This is a genomic window from Propionivibrio pelophilus DSM 12018 (assembly GCF_059569095.1).
This window is the reverse complement of record NZ_JCANUT010000110.1, coordinates 1-3530: the sequence shown is the minus strand read 5'-3', so window position 1 is coordinate 3530 and position 3530 is coordinate 1. Positions and strand designations below refer to the sequence as shown.

1 protein-coding gene is annotated in these 3530 nt (G+C 50.0%); it reads right to left on the bottom strand.

Annotated elements, in window-relative coordinates:
• Window positions 1–72 precede the first annotated feature (72 nt).
• Window positions 73–3147: a gamma-mobile-trio integrase GmtZ gene (gene gmtZ / locus BO74_RS20720; protein ID WP_496445243.1), complete on the bottom strand. Its 3075-nt coding sequence runs from the start codon at window positions 3145–3147 to the stop codon at window positions 73–75.
• Between the last annotated feature and the right edge of the window lie 383 nt (window positions 3148–3530).

Sequence of the window (3530 nt, the reverse complement as noted above, 5' to 3'; positions counted from 1 at the left end):
GCGTATCTCGCCCCTCATAACCCAGCTTACGCGCATCAATCTTTTCCATGCGGAAATCATACAGCAAACAGCCTATTTAAGGGCCGGGTTAATAAGATCGAACATCAAGTCGAGCAAATGCGAACGGCGAAGAACCGCCTGCCGGGCATCAATCTCCGGATAGAAAACGGCGTTCTCGCAAACAACCTCAATCTGATGTATCTCCGACTGGGTTTCCTTCAGGGCAAACCCAAGGTCAGCAATAGTTCCATTGGTCGCCAGTTGCAGCTTTGAATCAACCATTTCAGCACGTCCAAGTTCGACAGATTTGGTCACCAACCTATGACAATGCTGCATATCCAGCACCAATTGGTTGAGTTGTTCTGCCTGCGCCTCATAGCGTTGCTGAACCCTTTCAAGCTCCCCAGTTTTCGGGAAATATTCATCCTCTTGCTGATATGAAAACCTTTCGTTTTCTAGTTCCCGAACAATAGCATCCAGTCTTGCATACCGCTCTGATGCATTATTTACGTCGTAACTCAGCTTGTTGAAGTGAGCAACCAAGCCTGGTAAAAATGCAGGGCCGGTCAAGAAGAAGCGACAGCGAACGCAATTCCGTTTCGGATACCCCGGAACCGGCAAAAACCGTGTTTTTACCTTGGTAGCCGTAGCAGGAGGGCCACCCACATCGCAAAACTGCCCCGCTACCGGACAAATCCCCTTGTCTTCGAAGATAGTGGATGCTGCACTCGGTTGGCTGACATAAGCAGAAGGAGCGTCTTCGCTAAGATAGGCATAGCGAGACGCAACGCTCTCATAGGTTCGATCTCGGAGAAAGTGTCTCTCGCTCTCCGCGGCTTTGTCGAAAGCCTTTCGCTCCGCTTCCGCCAACACCTCATTTACATACGAAATTCCCGCCTTTGTGTAATAAAGCGTCATGAGAATTCGTGAGTGCCCCGCAATCAGCTTGGAAACAACCTGAATCGGAAGCCCCGCATCGATCACAAAATAGGTAATCAGCGATACCCGAAGTGCATGAAGCGGAAAGAATGTTGCTGTCGAATTGGGCGCCTGTGAAGTAAATCGAGCAGGTGTACCATCTGGCAACTTGTGCCCTCCCTCTGCCTCAAGCCGAGTGAGCAACCTGTGCCACAGCTTGTCCAAATGGATATCTGGCAACGGCTTTTTGCGATTTTCCATTCGAAACGCCGACGCATCACGAAAAAGGAAACAAGCCGTGCCTTGCTGAAAGAGCGTCTCTTCGTGTTTAGCATGTCTCAAATGGTCAACATTTAGTTCGGTCCACGGCGTTGGAAGCATAATCGGGTTGTACTTCTCCTGCCAATTTCGGAGAGCTTCCAACCAATAGAGCGCAGGCGCGTGAGTCCAAGGGATCACGTAGCCTTTCTTATCTTCTGGCTTGTCAATATCAGCTGTCTTGTTTGTGTTGATGAATAGTCCAACCTCATTATCCGAGCCAGCCTCGTTGCTCTTGTAAAAGACCCCTTTCTTGTATGGACGCTGAGGTGTACCGGTGGCAAGTGGGCTGGGGTTCTCCACGAATTCGCCATTTTCATAGCGCCAAGTATCGGCCTCTCCTGAATCCAGCATTCGAACCTGATACGTCCTCAATGGGAGTTCGAGCTTGACATACAGCGCCACGCTTCGTACTGGCGACCATAATTGCACTCGCTCATCATCCGTCACCCTAAAAACGCAGTTGGGGTCTTCGTCGTCGATAATTTCCGGAGATACGTCAAACCACGAACCTGAACTCGCCCCTTGCGCCCATTTCCAGTCGCCGAATGTCGGACCTTCGGCCAACATCTTCCGTAGCTCGACGATGTACCGAATGGGAAGTGGGCTTTTGTTACTTTCTGCCAAAGCTCTGTTGTAGCCAGTCGGCTGAAATTCGACAGGATTCTTCAGTTCCGCAGGTACGGTCTGACGTCCATAGTCATCTTCTTCAGACAATTTCTCTTCAAGTACCCACTGCAAAAAGTCGTGCACGATGTTGTTGGTGCGTACATCATTGTCCGTCAGCGCTTTCGCCATCCCTTTCTTTCCCTTGGTTTTCGATGCCAAATAGACATCGAGAAACGGAGGATTTGCAGTGTGTGCACTGAGAAACGCAATAGGATTTCGGTCGAGTTTTAGGGGAATAATGTACCGTCGAAAAAAATACGACAGGGCCCAAATTCGATGACTGTATTGCTTTGGGCTGCGCGATAACCACTCAGCAGCAAGTCGCCGCCAATCCTCCATCAATGGATCAAGCCTGCTCAGATACAAAAGGTCCTTGTCATCGGCAATACGAGTCCTGGACCGCGCGCCAAGACGGCTAGATGAGAACGGGTTACCGTGCGTTTCTTGGCTTAAACGGCATGAAATCAAGGTCCAGTCGAGAAACGCATTCAATTGAACGAAACGATCCAGGTCGCCTGCCGCGGAAAATCTGAACACGGACGAAATCAAGGGCAACTCGTCTGACGTCTTTAGAAGGAAAAATTGCCGAGGCTTTTCGACCACCTTATGTTCGAGCAGATAAGACACGAAAAACCGCTGGAGAGCATCAAGCGAAATACCACGCTTTTCCGCGGGAACAGTACAAAACCATTCCTTTGCCAGACTGATCCACGTCGCAAACTTGGCGTCTTTTTCTGTCAGTGCACCAAAGAGCTCATCTACCCTTAAGGGGTCACTTAACTGTGACGCGAGGAATCGCTCCCGGTCAGCCACAAGTTTTTTCGACCTGTGGCTCCGGAAGATTGGTGACTTGTAAAACTGAACCTCATCACCCAGCAGTGACGGCCTTATCCGGCGCGAGAACGACCAATTAAGGAACTGGCAGATATAGTTGTATACCTGTACCTCGCGCCAATCTGATTTATTCACCGTGTACTCCGGCTTCGCCAAGCGGGAGTCATATAAGTCTTTGGGTGACGTACTCAGTCCATTCTTAAGGATGTAGTCTGTCAGCAATACTTTGACAGCCTGAACGTGCGCGTCCGTATCTGTCTTTAGTGTATCGATCCAGTCGAGCGCCAAATTCCGCCACTTCTCAAGCCCATGGCGACCAAGGGAAATATCGCTTAATACATCTTTATAGCGCCGAGACATTCTCATCTGGTCGAGAAGCTTATGCGTAGAATCAGTCTTCTTAGGCATCACCCCCTCCGTAATCGCGGATTGGGACCAGACAAGAGCCCAAGCGGATCAACATCCTCAAACCCCATATCGAACACTCCAACAGCCCTTATTGATGCGCCTTCGCTCATTTCCACGGACGCGCTCGCCAACAGCTGCGATATTTTTTGGCGATCCAATTCTGTATAAACGAGTTGAGATGTGATTGATTTGTGATGCAATGCCTTCTTCCGAATCAACGGGTCAACGCCAGCATTGGTCAAGTCTCTGCCGTAGGCATGCCTCAAACCGTGCGGCGTAGTACCGAAGTGTGAGGTAGGCTGAAAAAAGTGGAGTCCAACGTTTCGTAAAATGTGAGGAACGGAGGACAAGGATGGAACGACTACCGAAAGGGATCTACACGC

Excerpts from the sequence above, each read along its gene's own strand:
- gmtZ (WP_496445243.1), bottom strand. The coding sequence starts at position 3,147 with ATGCCTAAGAAGACTGATTCTACGCATAAGCTTCTCGACCAGATGAGA.